This window comes from Streptomyces sp. NPDC006476 (assembly GCF_040612015.1).
Lineage (GTDB): Bacteria > Actinomycetota > Actinomycetes > Streptomycetales > Streptomycetaceae > Streptomyces > Streptomyces griseorubiginosus_B.
On record NZ_JBEXPK010000088.1, the window covers coordinates 1 to 20,086 of the forward strand.

19 protein-coding genes are annotated in these 20,086 nt (G+C 70.7%); 6 read left to right on the forward strand and 13 right to left on the reverse strand.

Annotation, left to right across the window (positions count from 1 at the left end; translation table 11 throughout):
• Nucleotides 1–975, forward strand: a 975-nt coding sequence (locus tag ABZZ74_RS45820) for a DUF2637 domain-containing protein (protein WP_356950059.1), incomplete at its 5' end; no start/stop codon positions are given.
• 82 nt (nt 976–1,057) lie between these two features.
• Here ABZZ74_RS45820 and lysS read toward each other — a convergent pair.
• Complete coding sequence (lysS, locus tag ABZZ74_RS45825; RefSeq protein ID WP_356950060.1) at nt 1,058–2,803, reverse strand: lysine--tRNA ligase; 1,746 nt, start codon at nt 2,801–2,803, stop codon at nt 1,058–1,060.
• 127 nt (nt 2,804–2,930) lie between these two features.
• Here lysS and argS point away from each other — a divergent pair, with 127 nt between their 5' ends.
• Nucleotides 2,931–4,688 (forward strand): arginine--tRNA ligase, encoded by a 1,758-nt coding sequence (gene argS / locus ABZZ74_RS45830; protein ID WP_356950061.1) that lies wholly within the window; start codon nt 2,931–2,933, stop codon nt 4,686–4,688.
• Here the strand turns inward: argS and ABZZ74_RS45835 are convergent.
• Entirely contained in the window at nt 4,666–5,091 is a 426-nt protein-coding gene (locus ABZZ74_RS45835) for an ATP-binding protein (protein ID WP_356950062.1), read from the reverse strand. The genes argS and ABZZ74_RS45835 overlap by 23 nt on opposite strands.
• 113 nt (nt 5,092–5,204) lie before the next feature.
• Here ABZZ74_RS45835 and ABZZ74_RS45840 point away from each other — a divergent pair, with 113 nt between their 5' ends.
• Both ABZZ74_RS45840 and ABZZ74_RS45845 read left to right on the forward strand, forming a co-directional pair.
• Nucleotides 5,205–6,032: a helix-turn-helix transcriptional regulator gene (locus ABZZ74_RS45840; protein WP_356950063.1), complete on the forward strand. Its 828-nt coding sequence runs from the start codon at nt 5,205–5,207 to the stop codon at nt 6,030–6,032.
• Nucleotides 6,029–6,214, forward strand: coding sequence for a DUF397 domain-containing protein (locus ABZZ74_RS45845; protein ID WP_356950064.1), 186 nt, complete (start codon nt 6,029–6,031; stop codon nt 6,212–6,214). Before ABZZ74_RS45840 ends, ABZZ74_RS45845 begins: the two co-directional genes overlap by 4 nt.
• On the opposite strand, the gene helR is transcribed toward ABZZ74_RS45845, so the two are convergent.
• The gene (gene helR / locus ABZZ74_RS45850; RefSeq protein ID WP_356950065.1) at nt 6,192–8,354 is read right to left on the reverse strand and encodes an RNA polymerase recycling motor ATPase HelR; all 2,163 of its coding nucleotides are present in this window, start codon (nt 8,352–8,354) and stop codon (nt 6,192–6,194) included. The genes ABZZ74_RS45845 and helR overlap by 23 nt on opposite strands.
• A 146-nt stretch (nt 8,355–8,500) precedes the next feature.
• On the opposite strand from helR, the gene ABZZ74_RS45855 reads away from it, so the two are divergent.
• Entirely contained in the window at nt 8,501–9,268 is a 768-nt protein-coding gene (locus ABZZ74_RS45855; protein WP_356950066.1) for a DUF4253 domain-containing protein, read from the forward strand.
• 7 nt (nt 9,269–9,275) lie between these two features.
• On the opposite strand, the gene ABZZ74_RS45860 is transcribed toward ABZZ74_RS45855, so the two are convergent.
• From ABZZ74_RS45860 to ABZZ74_RS45875, 4 genes are all read right to left on the reverse strand, one after another.
• Nucleotides 9,276–10,133 (reverse strand): arylamine N-acetyltransferase, encoded by an 858-nt coding sequence (locus tag ABZZ74_RS45860; RefSeq protein WP_356950067.1) that lies wholly within the window; start codon nt 10,131–10,133, stop codon nt 9,276–9,278.
• Nucleotides 10,134–10,203: 70 nt separating this feature from the next.
• Nucleotides 10,204–11,403, reverse strand: a complete 1,200-nt coding sequence (locus ABZZ74_RS45865; protein ID WP_356950068.1) for a PLP-dependent aminotransferase family protein — start codon at nt 11,401–11,403, stop codon at nt 10,204–10,206.
• Between the two features lie 113 nt (nt 11,404–11,516).
• Nucleotides 11,517–12,419 carry an SAM-dependent methyltransferase gene (locus tag ABZZ74_RS45870; RefSeq protein ID WP_356950069.1) on the reverse strand — a complete coding sequence of 301 codons (903 nt, stop codon included), beginning with the start codon at nt 12,417–12,419 and terminating at the stop codon, nt 11,517–11,519.
• Nucleotides 12,409–12,585 carry a twin-arginine translocation signal domain-containing protein gene (locus ABZZ74_RS45875; RefSeq protein ID WP_356950088.1) on the reverse strand — a complete coding sequence of 59 codons (177 nt, stop codon included), beginning with the start codon at nt 12,583–12,585 and terminating at the stop codon, nt 12,409–12,411. Before ABZZ74_RS45875 ends, ABZZ74_RS45870 begins: the two co-directional genes overlap by 11 nt.
• A gap of 115 nt (nt 12,586–12,700) precedes the next feature.
• Here ABZZ74_RS45875 and ABZZ74_RS45880 point away from each other — a divergent pair, with 115 nt between their 5' ends.
• Complete coding sequence (locus ABZZ74_RS45880; RefSeq protein WP_356950070.1) at nt 12,701–12,898, forward strand: hypothetical protein; 198 nt, start codon at nt 12,701–12,703, stop codon at nt 12,896–12,898.
• Between the two features lie 5 nt (nt 12,899–12,903).
• Here the strand turns inward: ABZZ74_RS45880 and ABZZ74_RS45885 are convergent, their stop codons facing one another.
• The 6 genes from ABZZ74_RS45885 to ABZZ74_RS45910 all read right to left on the reverse strand — a co-directional run bounded on the left by ABZZ74_RS45885 (nt 12,904) and on the right by ABZZ74_RS45910 (nt 19,856).
• Nucleotides 12,904–13,272 carry a DUF805 domain-containing protein gene (locus tag ABZZ74_RS45885; RefSeq protein WP_356950071.1) on the reverse strand — a complete coding sequence of 123 codons (369 nt, stop codon included), beginning with the start codon at nt 13,270–13,272 and terminating at the stop codon, nt 12,904–12,906.
• A 280-nt stretch (nt 13,273–13,552) separates the two neighbouring features.
• The gene (hemB, locus tag ABZZ74_RS45890) at nt 13,553–14,545 is read right to left on the reverse strand and encodes a porphobilinogen synthase (protein ID WP_356950072.1); all 993 of its coding nucleotides are present in this window, start codon (nt 14,543–14,545) and stop codon (nt 13,553–13,555) included.
• Nucleotides 14,546–14,678: 133 nt separating this feature from the next.
• On the reverse strand, nt 14,679–16,382 hold the full coding sequence (locus ABZZ74_RS45895; RefSeq protein WP_356950073.1) for a bifunctional uroporphyrinogen-III C-methyltransferase/uroporphyrinogen-III synthase: 1,704 nt from the start codon (nt 16,380–16,382) through the stop codon (nt 14,679–14,681).
• The gene (hemC, locus tag ABZZ74_RS45900) at nt 16,379–17,338 is read right to left on the reverse strand and encodes a hydroxymethylbilane synthase (protein ID WP_356950074.1); all 960 of its coding nucleotides are present in this window, start codon (nt 17,336–17,338) and stop codon (nt 16,379–16,381) included. Before hemC ends, ABZZ74_RS45895 begins: the two co-directional genes overlap by 4 nt.
• Nucleotides 17,335–19,095 (reverse strand): glutamyl-tRNA reductase, encoded by a 1,761-nt coding sequence (locus ABZZ74_RS45905; protein WP_356950075.1) that lies wholly within the window; start codon nt 19,093–19,095, stop codon nt 17,335–17,337. Before ABZZ74_RS45905 ends, hemC begins: the two co-directional genes overlap by 4 nt.
• Nucleotides 19,092–19,856: a redox-sensing transcriptional repressor Rex gene (locus ABZZ74_RS45910; RefSeq protein ID WP_356950076.1), complete on the reverse strand. Its 765-nt coding sequence runs from the start codon at nt 19,854–19,856 to the stop codon at nt 19,092–19,094. Before ABZZ74_RS45910 ends, ABZZ74_RS45905 begins: the two co-directional genes overlap by 4 nt.
• Between the last annotated feature and the right edge of the window lie 230 nt (nt 19,857–20,086).

The window sequence follows — 20,086 nt, forward strand, 5'->3', positions numbered from 1 at the left end:
GCGGCCTGGCCGGACCCGCTGGGCGTGGGCATGCACGGTGTGATCCCGGTCCTGTTCATCGTCGCCGTGGAGGCGGCCCGGCACGCGATCGGCCGCATAGCGGACATCACGGCCGACAAGCACATGGAGGGCGTGCGGCTCACCCGCTGGCTGCTGTCCCCGGTGCCGACGTTCCTGCTGTGGCGCCGTATGAAGCTGTGGGAGCTGCGGTCGTACGAGCAGGTCATCAAGCTGGAGCAGGAACGTCTCGTCTACCAGGCCCGGCTGCATTCGAGGTTCGGCCGCGCCTGGCGCCGCAAGGCTCCGGTGGAGTCCCTGATGCCGCTGCGACTGGCCCGCTACGGCGTCCCCCTGGCGGACACGGCCCCGGCGGGCCTGGCCGCGGCGGGTATAGAGCCGGTCCTCCTGCCCCCGGCGCCCGCCCAGGAGGTCACCGCGCCACCGGTGAACCGCGCTGTGGAGGCGGCGCCCGCACCACGGCCGACGGAGCAGTACGACTACGTGCCCGAGGCGCCCGAGCCGGAGGTGAGTCCCTGGCTGCACGCCCGGCACCCCCAGCAGATCGAGTACCACGGCGACTACGACCCGACGTACGACCCGGAGCAGTACGCGCAGTGGATGGCGGAACAGCAGCAGGCCGAGCAGTACCAAGAGCAGTATCAGGAGCAGCAGTACCAAGAGCAGCAGTACCGGGAAGAGCCCTCGATGGAGGAGACCGGGAGCTTTCCCATACCGGTGAGCCCCGGGCGTACCCGGGAGCTGGGTGAGGGAGGCGGGCCGCCGGAGCCGACCGAGGAGGACTACTACCTGGTCTTCAAGAAGTCGATAGACGGCAGCTACCCCACCTCGGGCCAGTTCAGGGACGACGTGGAGGCGACCTACGGCACCACGCTCCCGCAGCGCGATGCCGAGCGCATGGTCAACCGCTTCACCAACCGGCACACCGCGGAACTGCAGGAAGACCACATCGCCTGACCAGGTCACAGGCACAGGCACAGGCACAGGAAAAGGGGCCCTCGGCAGAGGGCCCCTTTCCGTTGCCGTTACTCGCTGCTCGCTACTCGCCGAGCAGGCGCCGTACCCGGTCCTGTCCCACCGCCAGCAGCAGCGTGGGCAGGCGCGGTCCGGTGTCGCGCCCGACCAGCAGGTGGTACAGCAGCGCGAAGAACGTCCGCTGGGCCGTCTTGATCTCGGCCGGCAGCTCCTTGGGCGTGGCGTCGGCGGCGAACCCGGCCTGCACCTTGGGGACGCCGTAGACGAGGTGCGTCAGGCCGTCCAGCGACCAGTGCGACTCCAGTCCGTCGAGCAGCAGCCGCAGCGACTGCTGGGAGGCCTCGTCGAGGGACTTCAGCAGCTCGGCGTCGGGCTCGTCCCGCACGATGGTGCGCTGGTCTGCGGGGACCTGGGTGTTGATCCAGGCCTCGGCCCGGTCGTACCGCGGCCGTGCCTCGTCCAGCGAGGCGAGCGGGTTCTCCGGGTCGAGCTCGGAGAGGATCCTGAGCGCCTGGTCCTCGTGCCCGGCGGTGATGTCGGCGACCGAGGCGAGCGTGCGGTACGGCAGCGGTCGCGGCGTCGTCGGCAGCTCACCGGCCGCCGTGCCCACCGCGCGGGCGTGCGCGGCGACGTCCCCCGGCAGGGCGGAGCCGTCGGCGACCTTGGCGTCGAGCTTGTCCCACTCGTCGTAGAGCCGCTGGATCTCCTGGTCGAAGGCGATCTTGAAGGACTGGTTGGGCCGGCGGCGGGCGTAGAGCCAGCGCAGGATCTGCGGCTCCATGATCTTCAGGGCGTCGGCGGGCGTCGGCACACCGCCCCGGGACGAGGACATCTTCGCCATGCCGCTGATGCCCACGAACGCGTACATGGGCCCGATGGGCTGCTCGCCGCCGAAGATCCCGACGATCTGCCCGCCGACCTGGAAGGAGGACCCCGGGGACGAGTGGTCCACGCCGGACGGCTCGAAGACGACGCCCTCGTAGGCCCAGCGCATCGGCCAGTCGACCTTCCAGACCAGCTTGCCGCGGTTGAACTCCTCCAGCCGGACGGTCTCGGAGAAGCCGCAGGAGGTGCAGGAGTAGGTCAGCTCGGTGGTGTCGTCGTCGTAGGAGGTGACCGTGGTGAGGTCCTTCTCGCAGTTGCCGCAGTAGGGCTTGTACGGGAAGTAGCCGACGGAACCGGAGGCGGAGCCGTCGTCCTCGCCGGCCGCGCCGGAGCCCTCGGCGGCCTCCAGCTCCGCCTCGTCGACCGGCTTCTGGGACTGCTTGGCCGGGGCCTTCTTGGTGCGGTACTGGTCGAGGATCGCGTCGATCTCGGCCCGGTGCGCCACGGCGTGCAGGATCTGGTCCCGGTAGACGCCGGAGGTGTACTGGGCGGTCTGGCTGATCCCGTCGAACTCCACGCCGAGCTGGGCCAGCGACTCGACCATCGCGGCCTTGAAGTGCTCGGCCCAGTTCGGGAACGGGGAGCCCTTCGGCGCGGGGACGGACGTCAGCGGCTTGCCGATGTGCTCGGCCCAGGTCTTCTCGTCGACCCCGGCGACACCGGCCGGCACCTTGCGGTAGCGGTCGTAGTCGTCCCAGGAGATGAGGTGGCGCACCTGGAGCCCGCGCCGCCGGATCTCGTCGGCGACGAGGTGCGGGGTCATGACCTCGCGCAGGTTGCCGAGGTGGATCGGACCGGACGGCGACAGCCCGGAGGCGACGACAACCGGTTTGCCGGGGGCTCGACGCTCCGACTCCTCGATGACCTCATCCGCGAAACGGGAGACCCAGTCGGTGGTCTCGGTGCTCTGAGCCACGATCGGCACGTCCTTCTTTCTGAACGGGTGACGCTCCATTGTCACAGACGCCCATGCGCCCGGGAAAACCGCTTTACCTCCCATGGGATACTGGTTGGGTCTATCGATCCCCACGAGGAGAACGGCACCCATTCCTATGGCCCCGGTCACGTCCCTCAGCGACTCCGTCAACCAGCAGCTCGCGTCCGCCCTCTCGGCCACCCTGCCGGAGGTCTCCGCGGACCCGCTGCTGCGACGCAGTGACCGGGCGGACTTCCAGGCGAACGGCATTCTCGCCCTCGCCAAGAAGGCCAAGGCCAACCCGCGGGAGCTGGCGACCGAGGTCGTCGGACGGATCGTCACCGGCGACGAGCTGATCAAGGATGTCGAGGTCTCCGGGCCGGGCTTCCTGAACGTCACCATCGCGGACCGGGCGATCACCGAGAACCTCGCCGCCCGGTACGCGGACGGCGACCGCCTCGGGGTGCCCCTCAAGGAGAACGCGGGCATCACGGTCATCGACTACGCCCAGCCGAACGTGGCGAAGGAGATGCACGTCGGTCACCTCCGCTCCGCGGTCATCGGCGACGCCCTGCGGGGCATGCTCGACTTCACCGGCGAGAAGACGATCGGCCGGCACCACATCGGCGACTGGGGCACCCAGTTCGGCATGCTCATCCAGTACCTGTTCGAGAACCCCGGCGAGTTGGCCCCCGCGGCCGACGTCGACGGCGAGCAGGCCATGTCGAACCTCAACCGTGTCTACAAGGCCTCGCGCGCGGTCTTCGACTCCGACGAGGAGTTCAAGGAGCGGGCGCGGAAGCGGGTCGTCGCCCTGCAGTCCGGCGACAAGGAGACCCTCGAGCTGTGGCAGCAGTTCGTGGACGAGTCGAAGGTCTACTTCTACTCGGTCTTCGAGAAGCTGGACATGCGGATCCGGGACGAGGAGATCGTCGGCGAGTCCGCGTACAACGAGGGCATGCCCGAGACCGCCCGGCTCCTGGAGGAGATGGGTGTCGCGGTGCGCTCCGAGGGCGCGCTCGTCGTCTTCTTCGACGACATCCGGGGCAAGGACGACCAGCCGGTGCCGCTGATCGTGCAGAAGGCGGACGGCGGCTTCGGTTACGCCGCCTCCGACCTGACGGCGATCCGCAACCGGGTCAACGACCTGCACGCCACCTCGCTCCTCTACGTCGTGGACGTACGACAGTCGCTGCACTTCAAGATGGTCTTCGAGGCGGCGAGGCGTGCGGGCTGGCTGACCGACTCCGTGACCGCGCACAACATGGGCTACGGCACGGTGCTCGGCGCGGACGGCAAGCCGTTCAAGACGCGTGAGGGCGAGACCGTACGGCTGGAGGACCTGCTGGACGAGGCGGTCCAGCGGGCGGCGGAGGTCGTCCGGGAGAAGGCCCAGGACCTCACCGAGGACGAGATCCAAGAGCGGGCCGCGCAGGTCGGCATCGGCGCGGTGAAGTACGCCGACCTGTCGACGTCCCCCAACCGGGACTACAAGTTCGACCTGGACCAGATGGTGTCGCTGAACGGCGACACGAGCGTCTACCTCCAGTACGCGTACGCCCGTATCCAGTCGATCCTGCGCAAGGCGGGCGGCACGAAGCCGGCCGCCCACCCGGAGCTCGAACTCGCCCCGGCGGAGCGGGCGTTGGGCCTGCACCTGGACGCGTTCGGCGACACGGTCTTCGAGGCGGCCGCGGAGTACGCCCCGCACAAGCTGGCGGCGTACCTGTACCAGCTGGCGTCGCTGTACACGTCGTTCTACGACAAGTGCCCGGTCCTCAAGGCCGAGACCCCGGCGCAGGTCGAGAACCGTCTGTTCCTGTGCGACATGACGGCCCGCACCCTCCACCAGGGGATGGCGCTGCTCGGCATCAGGACGCCCGAGCGTCTCTGACCTCGAACTCGCACCACACGGCCTTGCCCAACTCGCGGTCCCGGACGCCCCACTGGTCGCTCAGGGCCGCGACCAGCAACAGTCCGCGCCCGCCTTCGGCCCCGGTGTCCCCGCTCTCCATGACGCGGGGCTCGCCGGGGCCGCTGTCGTGCACCTCGACGCCCAGCACCCGTCCGTCGTAGCGCAGGAGCAGCCGTGAGTGGCGACCGGGCGGTACGCCGTGCAGCAGGGCGTTGGTGACCAGTTCGCTCACGCAGAGCAGTACGTCGTCGGCGCGGTCCGTCCCGGCGAGGCCCCAGCCGGTGAGTGTCTCCGCCGTGAACCTCCGCGCGGCCTGCACGGATCGGCGCTCACGACGGAGGAACCGTTCGCGCAGGGTGGGGAGTTGGATCGTGTCATTCACAGGACGAGAGTTGCGCAGAGTGACTAGTGTTGATCACTCCGTAAACCCGTACAGATTTTTTGTACGGGCTCGCACCCGGTGACGTACGCGTCCCGAGGGGGAGGGAGTCCTGCATGAGCGCCAGGAGGCCACCGCGGCCGAAGAACCTCACGTCCATGAAGATGCTGGGCAAGCAACTCGGCGCCGCGCGTCGCGCCGCGGGCCTCACCCAGAACTCCCTCGCCGCAGCCGTCCGGGTCGACGAGGAGACCATCGCCTCCATCGAGCAGGGCAGGCGGGCCCTGAAGCCGGACCTGGCCGCGGTGCTCGACGAGACCCTCCAGACCAAGGGCACGCTGTCGGCGGGGGTGGCCAACCTCCCGGACATCGACCAGTTTCCGATGTGGGCGGAGCTGTACATGGAGCATGAGAGGGAGGCGATCGCGTTGTCCTGGTACGACAACGCCGTCGTCCCCGGCCTACTTCAGACCAAGGCGTACGCTCACGCTCTCCTGAGTGGTCGGGTTCCGCCCTACGACTCGGACGAGTTGGAGACCAAGGTCGCCGCTCGTATCGATCGCCGGGAGATCTTGCACCGCAGGGTTCCGCCGACCCTGAGCTTCGTGGTCTGGGAACCGGCACTGCTCATGCCGACCGGAGGCCATGAAGTCCGCCGCGAACAGCTGGGTTTCCTGCGCGAGTGCTCCGAACTCCCCTGCGTGTCACTGCAAATCCTGCCGCTCAACCGCACGTCTCACGCAGGCGACGCGGGCCCGTTCACCCTGCTCGAGACGCCCGACCACCAGCACCTCGCCTACACGGAGTCCCAACGCGGCAGCCAGTGGGTTTCCGACGCGGATGAGGTGTCCATCCTCACCCGCAGGTATGCGATGCTGCGGACGCAGGCCCTCACCATCGAGGACTCACGATGCCTGCTGGACCGTCTGCTAGGAGACCCATGAGCACCGCACTTCAGTGGTTCAAGTCGACCTACAGCAGTAGCGAAGGCGGACAGTGCGTCGAGGTAGCCACCACCCCCCACACGATCCACATCCGCGACTCCAAGAACCCCGCAGACACCGGCCCCACCATCCAGGTCACCCCGGCCGCCTGGGCCGCATTCACCGCGAGCGGGTGCTGCTGAGCACCACGAGCCGTTGGGTCGCCCGGGTCATCGCCACATAGTGGTCGACCGCGCCCTCGATGCCGTCCCCGAAGCTCTCCGGGTCGACGAGGACGACCAGGTCGAACTCGAGCCCCTTGGACAGTTCCGGGGTGAGTGAGCGGACGCGGGGGGTCGTCGGGCGGTAGGCGGGGGCGCCGATGACACACGCGATGCCGTCGGCGTGCTCGGCGAGCCAGCCGTCCACGACCGCGTCCAGGTCCGTGGCCGGGCCGTGCGTGACCGGGACTCCGCCGCTGCGGATGGAGGTCGGCACGTTGGCGTCGGGGAGCGCGGCCCGGATGACAGGCTCGGCCTCCGCCATGATCTCCTGCGGGGTGCGGTAGTTGACGGTCAGGGAGGCCAGTTCGACGCGGTCGAGTCCGACCCGTTCGAGGCGCTCCCGCCACGACTCGGTGAAGCCGTGCCGGGCCTGGGCGCGGTCGCCGACGATGGTGAAGCTGCGGGACGGGCAGCGCGAGAGCAGCATCTGCCACTCCGCGTCGGTGAGTTCCTGCGCCTCGTCGACGACGATGTGCGCGAACGGGCCCGCGAGCAGATCCGGTTCGGCGGCGGGCGGCGCATCCAGGGGGACCAGGGAGTTCTGCAGGTCCTGCCCCTTCAGCATGGTCATCAGCATGCGCTGCCAGTCGTCGTCGGTCCGCAGCAGGTCCTCCGTGACCTGGGCCCGGTACGCGCGTTCGGCGGCGACCTCGGCCTCGTGCCGGCGCCTGCGGCGGGACGCCTCGGGATCGCCGAGCCGTTGCCGTGCCGCGTCCAGAATCGGCAGGTCCGACACCGTCCAGGCCTGCGGCTCGGCGCGCTGAAGTCGTCGTACGTCGTCCCGGTCGAGCCAGGGAGCGCACATCCGCAAGTAGGCGGGCACCGACCACAGGTCCCCGACCAGGTCGGCCGCCTCGATCAACGGCCAGGCGCGGCCGAGTGCCGCGTTCAGCTCCTCGTTCCGGCGCAGCGCCCTGCGGAACAGGTCGGGGGAGACGTCGCCGTCGTACTTGTCCGTCAGGATCTCGACCAGCTTCTCCCAGACCTGGTCGCGGGCCTCGTTGTGGGGGGTGCCGGGCTCCGGGGCGTCGAAGGCCTCGGCCCAGTCGTCGGCGGTGAGGGGGATGCCGACCCAGTCGACGGTGACCGTCATGCCCTCGGTGGGCGGCTCCTCGTAGAACCGGACGGCCTTCTCGACCGCCTTCACCAGGTCCGCGGAGGCCTTCAGCCGGGCCACCTCCGGATCGGTCTCCACGGCCGCCGTCTCCCCCTCGGTGACGAGGTCCCGCAGGACGCAGGTCTGCACGCCCTCCTCGCCAAGGCTGGGCAGCACGTCGGAGACGTACGCGAGATACGGCCGGTGCGGGCCGACGAACAGCACGCCGCCGCGCCGGTGACCGAGGCGGGGGTCGGAGTAGAGGAGGTGGGCGGTGCGGTGCAGGGCGACGACGGTCTTGCCGGTGCCGGGACCGCCGTCGACGACGAGCGCGCCCCGGGAGCCCGCGCGGATGATGGCGTCCTGGTCGGCCTGGATGGTGGCCAGCACGTCCCGCATGCGCTCGGAGCGGTTGGTGCCGAGGCTGGCGATGAAGGCGGACTGATCGTCGAGCGCGACGTTGTGCTCCAGCTGGTCGGCGGTGAACACCTCGTCCCAGTAGTCGCTGATCCGCCCGTCGCTCCAGCGGTAGCGGCGGCGGCTGACCAGGCCCAACGGGTTGGCGTGGGTCGCCGCGAAGAAGGGTTCGGCGGCCGGGGAACGCCAGTCGGTCAGCAGGCGGCGGCCCTCGTTGTCGGTGAGCCCGAGACGGCCGATGTAGACGGGCTGCTCGGGGTTGTCGGCCGCGACCATGCGCCCGAGGCACAGGTCGAGACCGAAGCGGCGGAGGGTGCGCAGCCGTCCGTTCAGCCGGTGCACCTCGATGTCCCGGTCCATGGCGGCCTGGCCGATGCCGCCGGGCGCCTTGAGCTCGGCGTCGAGGCGTTCGGACACCTCGGCGATCGCCTGCTCCAGGCTCGCCGCGATGTCCGCGAACTGCTGCTCGTCGCGGGCGATCAGCGCGGGGTCGGTTTTGGCGGTGAGGTTGTCGGAAAGGTCGAACGCGGACAAAGACACAGACACTTCCTGAATCCCCCATTTACCCAGCTTCTCGGCTTCGGCCTGCGATTGTGCGCCACGAGGGGGGCCTTGCCGCAAGGCCCCCCATCAGCTATAGGTTGAAAGTGGCGGGGAGTGTGGTGTCAGTGCCTCCCTCTACAGTCACCGACATGGCGACACTTCCGAATCCCCTTCCGAGGCTCACCTCCCTCGGCTTGGAGCTGCCCGCGGGCCGACTGGTCGACGAGACGACCGAAGGACCCTGGCACGAACCCCTGTTGTGGCTGGCGGAGGAACAGGCGACGCCCGGTGCCTGGGCACGTCTGGGGGGTGCCGCGCCGCGAGTCGGGCTGCTACCGGTTCTCTTGGACGTGGGCGGAGGCCAGGGCGGGCCGGAGGGCTGGGAGTTGATGCCCGGGGAATCCTCCTATCCCGGTGATCACGACGCCGACGAAGTCCTGGCGGAGCTCTGGGACGAGGACCCGCCGGAGGACGAGGACTGGCCGGGGCTGGCGCCCTCCCCGGTGCCGGCCGCCGACCCCGACGAGCGAGCCGCCGAAGTCGCCGACTCCCTCACCGAGGGGCGGCCCTGGTTCAAGGAGCCGCGCCTGGCTCTGGTGCCCGCCCGTCGCAGCGCCGACATCCCGGTGGCCGTCGGCTGGAGCGGGCCGGTGAATTATGAGGAGGACGTCGCCCGTCTCTGCGCGGTGCTGCGCTCATGGGAGGACCGCTTCGGCATACGGGTCGTGGCGTTGGGCTTCGACCACCTGGCCGTCTCGGTGGCGGCGCCGCCCGCCGACCTCGCCGAGGCGGAGGCGGTCGCCGCCGAGCACTACGCCTTCTGCCCGTACACGGTCCTGGTGGACACCGGCGACACCCTCACCTCGTACGCCCAGACACTGCTCGGCGAGCGGGTGTGGCACTTCTGGTGGGACTGACCGCGCGTCACGGCAACAAGGCCATCCCCTCCGGCGCCACGACCCCGAACTCCCCCTCCAGCAGCCGCCTGACCTCGTCCTCGTCCGCCAACTCCCGCTCCCGTACGGACCCGTCGGACCGTGTTTCCGTCAACACCCTTCCGTGCAGCAGGAGGTGCCGCTCGGCGTCGACGCTCTGCACGTACAGCCGCTGGGTGAACGGCGAGCGCGGGTTCGTGGCGACGTGCCAGTTGATGACCTCGTAGTCGGCCCGCTCGAACGGCTCCAGCGTGAACGCGTACTGTGCCTGCCAGGGCCCGTCCGAGGCGACGCCGCCCTTCTCGTCGCCGTAGGCCTGCAGCACCCACAGCTCCAGCGGGCCCGGGTGCGGCACGGTCACCAGCCGGTGCCGCCGCCCGGCGTCCCGGAACTCGGTGCCGGCGACCAGCGGCACCGGTTCCAGCAGCGCGCCGATCGCCCCGAAGCCGACATCGGCGAGATACGGCAGCGGCTCGCCCGGTACCTCGACCAGCAGGGCCATATGGGTGCGCGGGCGGCTCTCGATGCGGTCGGCACCCACCACGACCCGTGCCGTCAGCCGCCTCACCCGGAACCCGAGGGCCTCCAGGACGCCCGCGAGCAGCGTGTTGTGCTCGTAGCAGTAGCCGCCGCGCCGCCCCCGCACCAGCTTGGCCATCAAGTCGGCGGGCGCCAGCGAGGGAGCCGTACGGCGCAGGGCGTCCAGGTTCTCGAAGGGGATGCCCCGCATATGCGCCAGATGCACCCCCCGGAGGGTTTCGGCGTCAGCCCGCCGCGGCCCCTCCCAGCCGATCCGCCCGAGGTACACGTCAAGGTCGGACTCCACGAACTCCACTGTGTCGGACATGCCCTCACCGTAGGCACACCCGCCCACCCGGTCCGTCCCCCCAGGGTCGGAGCCGACCCCGACATTCGCCCTACTTCCGCAGCCCCTCCCCCAGCCGCCGCAGCCCCTCCGCGATCTCCGTCGGCGCCTGCGTCACGAAGCACAGCCGCAGGGTCGAGCGGTCCGGGGCGCCGGCGTAGAAGGGTGCCCCGGGGACGTAGGCCACGTCGTGGCGCACCACCTCCGGCAGCAGGGCCGTGGTGTCGTACGTCTCCGGGAGGCGGGCCCAGAGGAACATGCCGCCCTCGGGGCGGTCCCAGGCCGCGCCCTCCGGCAGGGCGTCCGGCAGTCCCGCCAGCATCGCGTCCCGTCGCTCGCGGTAGGCGCCCGCGACCCGGGCGACGTGCGCGTCGAGGTCCCGGTCCGCCAGGTAGCGGGCCGCGGCTAGCTGGTTGACCGTCGGGGTGTGCAGCTCGGCCGCCTGCTTGGCGACCGCGCAGGCCCGCCGCAGTTCGGCGGGGGCCCGCAGCCAGCCCAGCCGCGGGCCCGGCGCCATGACCTTGGAGAAGGAGCCGAGCAGGACCACCCGGTCTCCGGCCCCCTCGCAGGCGGCGATCCACGGGACCCGCTCACCCTCGAAGCGGAGTTCGCCGTACGGGTCGTCCTCGACGATCCACAGCCCGCGCCGGGCCGCGACCGCGGCGACGGCGGCCCGGCGGGCGGCCGGCATGGTGCGGCCGGTCGGGTTCTGGAAGGTGGGCACGGTGTAGAGGAGCTTCGGCCGCTCCCGGACCACCAGGTCCTCCAGAGCCCCGGGGTCCACTCCGTCCGCGTCGCACGGGACGGGCACGATCCGGGCTCCCGCGAAGGCGAAGGCCTGGAGCGCGGCCAGATAGCAGGGGCTTTCGACGAGGACCGTGTCGCCGGGTTCCAGCAGGGCGGTCGCGAGCAGGGAGAGTGCCTGCTGGGAGCCGGTGGTGACGAGGACGTCGTCGGCCGCCGTCGCCAGTCCCCGCGCGGACGTACGGGCGGCCAGCGCCTCCCGCAGGGCCGGTTCGCCCTCCGTCGTCGAGTACTGCAGGGCCCGCGCGGGCGACTCGGCGAGCACCGCACGGAAGGCCTCCGCGATCCCCTCCGCGTCGAACAGCTCCGGCGCCGGCAGCCCGCCCGCGAAGTTGATCACCTCGGGGCGGGCGGTGACGGCGAGGATGTCCCGGACCGGCGAACCGCCGACGGACCGGGCCCGCGCGGCGAGCGGCGGGACGGGGGCGAAGGCGGGCGCGACGGCCATGGGCACGGCTCCTGGAGGCTGCGGGACGACGGTTCGTGCCCGCAGCCTAGGGATGTGTGTGCCGTCTACAACGAGATTTCCGGGATGCAGACAGAGCTGCCTTGAGCCGCCTCTCAGGCCTTGCGGCCGATCCCCGCGTACACGTTGATGTCGGCGTCCGTCACGTCGTTGATGTCGGCGTACCGGACCTTCTCGATGGCGTCGAGGGTCTCCAGGTAGGAGGCCTCGGGCTGCTCCGGGACCGGGGCGGCGTTGTCGGCCCGCCAGCGGTGGACGGGGACGACCCCGGGCTCGGCGAGTTCGAGGGAGTTCTCCGTGAAGAACCGCTCGACCTCGGCCCGGGTCCGCAGCACGAAGGTGAACCCCCGCTCGGTGTAGGTGCGCTGGACCGCCCGGATGTTCTCGGGGTTGAGGTCCTCGGTGAGGTGGCTGAGCACCAGCCGGCTCCCGGAGGGCAGCGCCTCGATGAGCTCGCGCACGATCGGGTAGGCCTCCGCGTCGTTGACGAAGTGCAGGATCGCCACCAGGCAGAGCGCGATCGGCTGGTCGAAGTCCAGCGTCTTCGCGGCCTGTTCGAGGATGTGCGCCGGGTTGTTGAAGTCGGCGTCGACGTAGTCCGTACGGCCCTCGGGCCCGCTGGTGAGCAGGGCACGGGCGTGGGTGAGCACCACCGGGTCGTTGTCGACGTACACCACCCGGGAGTCGGGGATGATCCGCTGGGCGATCTGGTGGACGTTCTCCGCGGTGGGCAGGCCGGTGCCGATGTCGAGGAACTGACGGATGCCGTCGTCCTGGGCGAGCGTGTTCACCGCGCGGCGCAGGAAGTCGCGGTTGTGCCGTACGTCGAGGTAGCCGCGCGGGTTGGCGGCGAGCCCGGCGGCGGCCGTGGCGCGGTCGACCGGGTAGTTGTCCTTGCCGCCGAGGAAGACGTCGTAGACCCGGGCCGGGTGCGCCTTGGTGGTGTCGATCCTGCCGCGCAGCAGGGCGGGGTCCTGGCTCAGTGCGTCACCGGACACGGGTGTCTCCTGGAGAGTCGAGGCGGTCGTACGGGCGACCGCGACCAGTCGCCAACAACCTAACTCCCGGCCAGACTTGATGGTGCCCGACCGTCGATCCCGCCGTTCCGGCACCCGCGATCCGTCCCACGAACCCCCTGCGGGAAATGACATTCCTGCAGGTCAGAGATCATCCCGCCACCTCGGCGTCCCGAATCTCGCGCGGACCGTGGCGCCGGAAGGCGATCATCACTCAGGCTGAGGCCCGCACCCCCGCCACCCCACAGAAGGCCCCCACGACCATGCCCGCCATCCGCCGCTCGCTCACCGCCCTGCTCCTCGCCGCGCTCGTCGCGCTCGGCCTGACGGGATGCCAGGACGGCACGGGTCTCAAGGACGAGGGCCCGGCGACCAGTCACGCCCGGTCCCTGCACGCCCCCGGTCCCCCGCACACGAAGAGGCCGCCCGGCGGGGAGCCGGGCGGCCTCGGAGGTCGCTGAGGAGATCAGCCGGCGTAGACCGGCGCCTCCTTCGGGTTCGGGCCGTACTTGTTCTGACCCGGCTCGCTGTCCAGGCAGGAGAACACCAGCAGCGTGATACTGCCGACGAGCGGGACGATCCCGAACAGCAGCCACCAGCCGGAGCGGCCGGTGTCGTGCAGCCGGCGGACACCGACGGCCAGGCTGGGGAGCAGGATGGCGAGCCAGAAGACGCCCAGGAGGATCGAGAACGCGGACGACTTCGTCGCGACGGTCAGCACACTCAGCACCACGTAGATGATGCCGACGAACAAGGCGTACATCCAGTACTCCTTGCGGCGCGCGCGGCCGCTGAACACCGCGTACTTCTTCAGCACTTCGAGAAACCAGCTCATGGTGCGTCCCCCAGGGATCGACGTTCGGACCATCCGGAACGGATCAGGCCAAGCGCAGAAGGTAGGGACGCTGACGAGAACTCGTCAATTCTCTATGTCCCCCACACGGGTTCGCGGAAATACGGACAGATCCACCCAAGATCCATCATCGACCACTGCGAATCACCCTCCGGGCAACGCGAGTTCACGTGATCGAGTTGCTTCCGTTGCCGAACCGAAGGCGTTCCGATGCAGGCCGGTGGCCGATTCGAGGCCTGATCTGTTCCGTACCGTTGCCGGTTCAGCGCAACTTTCGCGCCACCTCGGTCGCCCAGTACGTCAGGATGTTCCGCGCGCCGGCCCGCTTGATGCCGGTGAGGGCCTCCAGGATCGCCCGGTCGCGGTCGATCCAGCCCCTCTCGGCGGCGGCCTCGATCATCGAGTACTCGCCGGAGATCTGGTAGGCGGCCACCGGCACGTCCACGCTGTCGGCGACCCGCGCGACGATGTCGAGGTAGGGACCGGCGGGCTTGACCATCACCATGTCGGCTCCCTCCTCCAGGTCCAGCGCCAGCTCCCGCAGCGCGTCGCCCACGTTGGCCGGGTCCTGCTGGTACGTCTTGCGGTCCCCCTGGAGCGAGGAGCCGACGGCCTCGCGGAAGGGGCCGTAGAACGCGGAGGCGTACTTGACGGTGTAGGCGAGGACGGCCACGTCCTCCCGCCCGATCTGGTCGAGCGCGTCCCGGATGACCCCGATCTGCCCGTCCATCATGCCGCTGGGGCCGACGACATGGGCGCCGGCGTCGGCCTGCACCTGGGCCATCTCGGCGTACCGCTCCAGCGTCGCGTCGTTGTCGACACGTCCCTGCTCGTCGAGCACACCGCAGTGCCCGTGGTCGGTCGTCTCGTCGAGGCACAGGTCGGACATGACCAACAGCTCGTCGCCGACCTCTGCCCGCACATCGCGGATCGCGCCCTGCAGGATCCCGTCCGGGTCGGTGCCCGGCGTCCCGATGGCGTCCTTCTTCGACTCCTCCGGCACCCCGAACAGCATGATCCCGGAGATCCCGGCCTCCACCGCCTCCGCGGCCGCCTTCTTCAGGCTGTCCCGCGTGTGCTGGACGACACCGGGCATCGCGGCGATCGGCACGGGCTCGCTCACGCCCTCCCGCACGAAGGCGGGGAGGATGAAGTCGGCCGGGTGCAGCCGCGTCTCGGCGACCATGCGCCGCATCACGGGAGTGGTCCGCAGCCGACGGGGTCGGGTACCGGGAAACGATCCGTACTTCGACATGCCCTCTACGCTACGCCCGCCCCGGGGGCCCCTTTGCCGACGCCGTGTCGAGCGCATACCGCGGCACTGGAAACAGGTGGAGCGTCCCGCACGGGACGCACGGGACGCTCCACCCACTCCTCAGGTCGTCTCCTCAGGTCGTCCGGCGTCGCCGGGCCCCCGGCCGTCGCTCGCTCGGCCGAGTCACCGGGTCCCCGGCCTCCAGCGCGGCGGCACGGCGGCGCAGACCGTAGTCGGCGAGTGCCTCCGCCAGCTTGTGCACGGACGGCTCCGGGGCCATGACGTCCACCCGCAGCCCGTGCTCCTCGGCGGTCTTCGCGGTGGCCGGACCGATACAGGCGATCACGGTCACGTTGTGCGGCTTGCCCGCGATGCCCACCAGGTTCCGCACGGTCGAGGACGACGTGAAGAGAACGGCGTCGAAACCGCCGCCCTTGATCGCCTCCCGCGTCTCCGCCGGCGGCGGCGAGGCCCGCACGGTCCGGTACGCGGTGACGTCGTCGACCTCCCAGCCCAGCTCGATCAGCCCGGCGACCAGGGTCTCGGTGGCGATGTCGGCGCGCGGCAGGAACACCCGGTCGATCGGGTCGAAGACCGGGTCGTAGGGCGGCCAGTCCTCCAGCAGACCGGCCGCGGACTGCTCCCCGCTCGGCACCAGGTCCGGCTTCACACCGAAGGCGACCAGCGCCTTCGCCGTCTGCTCGCCCACCGCGGCGACCTTGATCCCCGCGAAGGCCCGGGCGTCGAGCCCGTACTCCTCGAACTTCTCCCGCACGGCCCGGACGGCGTTCACCGAGGTGAACGCGATCCACTCGTAGCGCCCGGTCACGAGCCCCTTCACGGCCCGCTCCATCTGCTGGGGCGTGCGCGGCGGCTCGACGGCGATCGTCGGGACCTCGTGCGGCACGGCCCCATAGGACCGCAGCTGGTCGGAGAGCGACGCCGCCTGCTCCTTCGTCCGCGGCACGAGAACCTTCCAGCCGAACAGCGGCTTGTTCTCGAACCAGGACAGCTGGTCGCGCTGGGCGGCGGCGGAACGCTCACCGACCACGGCTATCACCGGCCGGCCGCCGTCCGGCGAGGGCAGCACCTTCGCCTGCTTCAGCGTCTGCGCGACCGTGCCGAGCGTCGCCGTCCAGGTCCGCTGCCGGGTGGTCGTACCGGCGACCGTGACGGTCATCGGGGTGTCCGGCTTACGGCCGGCCGACACCAGCTCGCCCGCCGCCGCGCCGACCGAGTCGAGCGTCGTGGAGACGACGACCGTGCCGTCCGAGGCGCCCACCTCCGTCCAGCACCGGTCGGAGGCCGTACGGGCGTCCACGAACCGCACGTCCGCGCCCTCGGCGTCCCGCAACGGGACACCGGCGTACGCGGGCACGCCGACGGCCGCGGCGACACCCGGGACGACCTCGAACGGAACGCCCTCACGGACGCACGCCAGCATCTCCTCGGCGGCGTAGGCGTCCAGGCCGGGGTCCCCGGACACCGCACGGACGACCCGCCTGCCGCCCCGCGCGGCCTCCATGACAAGATGTGCGGCATCCCGTACCGCGGGGGCCCCAACGGTTGTTGACGTGCCGTCAACGACCGCCAGCTGAGGTGTGCCCGTGCCCGGAACAGGGTCCGACGAAGGACCCCCGTCCGTGTGCACCTCGGCGACGCCCTGCCTGGCGTGCTGGCGCACCACGTCGAGCACGTCGTGCTCGGCGACGAGGACGTCCGCGTTCGCCAGCGCCTCCACGGCGCGCAGAGTCAGCAGTCCCGGATCCCCGGGTCCGGCACCCAGGAAGGTGACGTGCCCGTGATCGAGGCCGGTGGGAAGGGTGGTGGGGCTCACTGTGCTCGCTCCCCCATCAGACCGGCCGCGCCCTGGGCAAGCATCTCGGCCGCGAGCTCACGGCCGAGCGCCGTTGCCTGGTCGTATGTCTCGGGCACGGGACCGGTGGTGGACAGCTGCACCGTACGGAGGCCGTCGGTCGTGCCGACGACGCCCCGCAGGCGCATTTCCTTGACAATCTGCCCGTCGGCCAGAAGGTCGGCCAGCGCGCCCACAGGGGCGCTGCAGCCGGCCTCCAGGGCGGCGAGCAGTGACCGTTCGGCGGTCACGGCGGCCCGGGTGAACGGGTCGTCGAGTTCGCCGAGCGCGGCGATCAGGTCCGCGTGGTCCGCGGCGCATTCGATCGCCAGTGCCCCCTGGCCGGGGGCGGGCAGAACTGTGTCTATCGACAGGAAGTCGGTGACCTCGTCGATCCGGCCTATCCGGCTCAGGCCGGCGGCGGCCAGGACGACGGCGTCCAGCTCACCGTCGTGCACGTACCGGATCCGGGTGTCGACGTTCCCCCGGATCGGCACGGTCTCTATGTCGAGCCCGTGCCCGCGCGCGTACGCGTTCAGCTGGGCCATCCGCCGCGGCGAACCCGTTCCGATCCGCGCCCCGCGGGGCAGGTCGGTGAACTTCAGCGCGTCCCGGGCGACGATGACGTCCCTCGGGTCCTCACGCTCCGGTACGGCGGCCAGGACCAGGTCCTCGGGCTGCGCGGTCGGCAGGTCCTTCAGCGAATGAACCGCGAAGTCGACCTCCCCCCGCAGCAGCGCGTCGCGCAGCGCCGTGACGAACACGCCGGTGCCGCCGATCTGCGCGAGGTGCTCGCGGGAGGTGTCGCCGTACGTGGTGATCTCGACCAGCTCGACGGGCCGGCCGGTCACCCGGCTCACGGCCTCCGCCACCTGCCCGGACTGGGCCATGGCGAGTCTGCTCCGCCTGGTCCCCAGTCTCAGTGTCCTGTCACTCATGCCGGCCCTCGGTCCTTGCTGTTCTCGGGTTCGTCGTCGGCGCGCTCGGCGCGGGAGACGGCCGCGACCGTCTCCTGGTCCAGGTCGAAGAGGGTGCGCAACGCGTCCGCGTACCCGGCTCCGCCCGGCTCAGCGGCGAGTTGCTTGACCCGTACGGTCGGCGCGTGCAGCAGCTTGTCGACGACACGTTTCACGGTCTGCGTGATCTCGGCGCGGTGCTTGTCGTCCAGCTCCGGCAGCCGCCCCTCGAGCCGCGCGATCTCGTTCGCCACGACATCGGCGGCCATGGTCCGCAGCGCCACCACGGTCGGTGTGATGTGGGCCGCCCGGAGCGCCGCCCCGAAGGCGGCGACCTCGTCGGCGACGATCCGCCGCACCTGGTCGACGTCGGCCGCCATCGGCGCGTCCGCGGACGCCTCGGCCAGCGACTCGATGTCCACCAGCCGCACCCCGCCCAGCCGGTGCACGGCCGCGTCGATGTCCCGGGGCATGGCCAGGTCCAGCAGGAACAGCACGGGCGCGGGCCGCGGCGGGCCGACCACGGGTTCGGGCTTACGCCGCTCCGGGATCCGTCCGACGGTGGCGGCGAGCGCGGCCAGCGCGACGATGGCGTCGGCGTCCTGCGCGGGATCGAACGAGGCGCCGGCCCCGCCCGTCTGCGGCCGAGGCGCGTTGTCCACCCAGGCGGCATGCTGCTCAAGCTCAGCAGCAGCCATCCCGGCCACGGCCCCTTCCCCGAGCACGGAGAAGTCGGCGGCGGCCTGTATGGGGGCCAGATCAAGCGGACAGCTGTCTTCTGCATCCGCGGAGCCTGCGGGCAGTCGTGCCGCTGGGGCGGCTCCCGACCCAAAGACGGGCGGCACCTCGCCGGCGCCGAGTCGCGCGTCCAACCCCCGGCCGGCACCGGCATCCGGCACCCGCCCAGCAACAGCCTCAGCGACCGCCTCGGCGGACAGCACCAGCCCAGTAGCCCCGGTACAAGACACCACAACATCGGCACGTGTCAGCTCACCCGGCACCGATTCCATCGACACCGCCCGAGCCGCAACCCCGGTGTCACCCCCGTCGTTGAGGATCTCCGCAAGCCGCTCGGCCCGATCAGCCGTACGGTTCGCGATCACCACCTCACCGACCCCGGCCCGCGCCAACGTCGCCGCGGCCAACGACGACATCGACCCGGCCCCGATGACCAGCGCCTTCTTCCCCCGGGCCCACGCCTGCACATCCGCACCGGCGGCCAACTGCTCCAGACCGAAGGTCACGAGCGACTGCCCGGCCCGGTCGATCCCCGTCTCGGAGTGCGCCCGCTTCCCGACCCGCAACGCCTGCTGGAACAGATCGTTGAGCAGTCGCCCGGCGGTGTGCAGATCCTGCGCCTTGGCCAGCGAGTCCTTTATCTGCCCGAGGATCTGCCCCTCACCGACGACCATCGAGTCCAGCCCGCAGGCCACGGAGAACAGATGGTGGACGGCACGGTCCTCGTAGTGCACGTACAGATAGGGCGTCAGCTCGTCGAGCCCCACCCCGCTGTGCTGCGCCAGCAGCGTCGACAGCTCGGCGACCCCCGCGTGGAACTTGTCCACGTCCGCGTACAACTCGATCCGGTTGCACGTGGCCAGCACCGCCGCCTCGCTCGCCGGCTCCGCCGCGACCGTGTCCTGCAACAGCTTGACCTGGGCGTCCATCTCCATCGCGGCCCGCTCCAGCACGCTGACCGGGGCGCTGCGATGGCTCAGCCCGACGACGAGGAGACTCATGCCGGCATCACGGCGGGTACGTCCCCGTCGGGTCCCTGCTCGGCGGACTCCTCGCGCGGGGCGGCGGCCGGGTGCGCACCGTCGGCCGCGGCGCCCTCCTCGACGGCCTTGCGCTGCTCGTGGAAGGCGAGGATCTGCAGCTCGATCGAGAGGTCGACCTTGCGCACGTCGACGCCGTCCGGCACGGACAGCACGGTCGGCGCGAAGTTCAGGATGGAGGTGACCCCGGCGGCCACGAGCCGGTCGCAGACCTGCTGGGCGGCACCGGCGGGAGTGGCGATCACACCGATCGACACGCCGTTGTCCTCGATGATCTTCTCCAGGTCATCGGTGTGCTGCACGGGGATCCCGGCGACCGGCTTGCCGGCCATCGCCGGATCGGCGTCGATCAGCGCGGCGACCCGGAAGCCACGGGAGGCGAACCCGCCGTAGTTGGCCAGGGCGGCGCCGAGGTTACCGATACCGACGATGACGACCGGCCAGTCCTGGGTGAGCCCCAGCTCACGGGAGATCTGGTAGACGAGATACTCGACGTCATATCCGACACCGCGGGTGCCGTACGAGCCCAGGTACGAGAAGTCCTTGCGCAGCTTGGCGGAGTTGACCCCCGCCGCGGCCGCGAGCTCCTCGGAGGAGACCGTGGGTACCGAGCGCTCCGACAGTGCGGTCAGGGCTCGGAGGTACAGCGGAAGCCTGGCGACGGTGGCCTCGGGAATCCCTCGGCTACGGGTCGCCGGTCGGTGAGTTCGGCCAGTTGCCACGGTGCTCCTGCGGGTAGAGCGGGGCTGCAGGCGGTCACACGTTCCTGGACCGCCCCGTCGAATGCAGGCTATGTCTTTGTGAACGCGTGCACAAAGATGGTGTCCGATTTGCCCGGGCAACGTGACCGGGGTCACGCACACACGTCCCAGGCGTATCCCAGGGGGCAAAACCGCCACTCTCCTCGCGAATCCCGCCCCCGAGACCAGATCTCCGTCGATCCTAAGCGACT

Bases quoted from the DNA above. Each gene is read 5' to 3' on its own strand.
- ABZZ74_RS45855 (WP_356950066.1), top strand. From the start codon at position 8,501: ATGGCGACACTTCCGAATCCCCTTCCGAGGCTCACCTCCCTCGGCTTG.
- argS (WP_356950061.1), top strand. From the start codon at position 2,931: ATGGCCCCGGTCACGTCCCTCAGCGACTCCGTCAACCAGCAGCTCGCG.
- ABZZ74_RS45840 (WP_356950063.1), top strand. From the start codon at position 5,205: ATGAGCGCCAGGAGGCCACCGCGGCCGAAGAACCTCACGTCCATGAAG.
- ABZZ74_RS45880 (WP_356950070.1), top strand. From the start codon at position 12,701: ATGCCCGCCATCCGCCGCTCGCTCACCGCCCTGCTCCTCGCCGCGCTC.
- ABZZ74_RS45885 (WP_356950071.1), bottom strand. From the start codon at position 13,272: ATGAGCTGGTTTCTCGAAGTGCTGAAGAAGTACGCGGTGTTCAGCGGC.
- ABZZ74_RS45905 (WP_356950075.1), bottom strand. From the start codon at position 19,095: ATGAGTCTCCTCGTCGTCGGGCTGAGCCATCGCAGCGCCCCGGTCAGC.
- hemC (WP_356950074.1), bottom strand. From the start codon at position 17,338: ATGAGTGACAGGACACTGAGACTGGGGACCAGGCGGAGCAGACTCGCC.
- ABZZ74_RS45865 (WP_356950068.1), bottom strand. From the start codon at position 11,403: ATGGCCGTCGCGCCCGCCTTCGCCCCCGTCCCGCCGCTCGCCGCGCGG.
- ABZZ74_RS45845 (WP_356950064.1), top strand. From the start codon at position 6,029: ATGAGCACCGCACTTCAGTGGTTCAAGTCGACCTACAGCAGTAGCGAA.
- hemB (WP_356950072.1), bottom strand. From the start codon at position 14,545: ATGTCGAAGTACGGATCGTTTCCCGGTACCCGACCCCGTCGGCTGCGG.
- ABZZ74_RS45860 (WP_356950067.1), bottom strand. From the start codon at position 10,133: ATGTCCGACACAGTGGAGTTCGTGGAGTCCGACCTTGACGTGTACCTC.